This window comes from Sphingomonas sp. Leaf10 (assembly GCF_001421245.1).
Lineage (GTDB): Bacteria > Pseudomonadota > Alphaproteobacteria > Sphingomonadales > Sphingomonadaceae > Sphingomonas.
This window is the reverse complement of record NZ_LMKE01000001.1, coordinates 39,610-40,513: the sequence shown is the minus strand read 5'-3', so window position 1 is coordinate 40,513 and position 904 is coordinate 39,610. Positions and strand designations below refer to the sequence as shown.

Below are 904 nucleotides of genomic sequence, written 5' to 3'. Positions count from 1 at the left end.
GAATGCCTCGGCCTCCGAACAGATCACCTCGACCTCCGAGGAACTGGCCGGACAGGCGGAAGAACTGCAGCAGAGCATCGCCTTCTTCCGGGTCGAGCATGGTTCGGGCACCGTGACGAAGCGTCCCGCCGCCCGCAAGCCGAAGGCAAAGCCGGCACCCGCGCCCAAGGCCAAGCCCAATACGGTCGCCGACCAGCAAGCCCGCGCCCGCGGCTTCGCGCTCGACCTGATGCAGGGCGGGCCGGACGGTGACGACGCCGCGTTCGGACGCGCGGCATGACCGGCGCGGCACCGGTACAGGTCGTCACCTTCGGCCTGGGGGATGAGGTGTTCGCGGTCCCGGTGACCATGGTCCGCGAAATCCTCGACCATACGCCCGCCTTCCGCGTTCCCGGCGGACCGCCGTGGATGCTCGGCCTGACCGACGTGCGCGGTCAGGGGGTGCCGATGATCGATCTGCGCACCCGGCTGGGCCTGTCGCCGGTCGACCCTACGCTCGCGACGCGGGTGCTGATCGTCGACGTCGCCCTGCCCGACCGGACGCTCCCATTGGGGCTGGTGGTCGACCGGGTGATCGCGGTCGCGACCTTCGAACGCGATCGGCTGGAAGCGGCCCCCGATGTCGGGATGCGCTGGCGCTCCGACTATATCGAAGGGGTGGTGCGCGAGGCCGATGGCTTCGTCGTCATCATCGACGTGGCGCATGTCTTCGCCACCGACGAAGCGGCCGACATCGCCACGCTGGCACAGGCCGCCTGATCCCCTCGGATCGCCGCGCCCGCGGCGATCCGGCCTTCCCCATCCGAAAGTCCGCGTCATGCCCGCCGCCATTGCCACCGCATCGTCGATCGCCGATCGGCTAAGCCCGCACAAGTTCGCCAAACTTGCCGCGCTGATCTACGAT

At 69.4% G+C, this 904-nt stretch carries 1 protein-coding gene and 1 pseudogene; both read left to right on the top strand.

Going from position 1 to position 904, the window contains the following annotated elements; translation table 11 throughout:
- Positions 1-280, top strand: a pseudogene (locus ASE59_RS20450) (methyl-accepting chemotaxis protein); the annotation flags it as partial.
- Positions 277-759, top strand: coding sequence for a chemotaxis protein CheW (locus ASE59_RS00185; protein ID WP_056450614.1), 483 nt, complete (start codon positions 277-279; stop codon positions 757-759). The pseudogene ASE59_RS20450 and the gene ASE59_RS00185, both read left to right, overlap by 4 nt.
- The last annotated feature ends 145 nt before the right edge of the window (positions 760-904 follow it).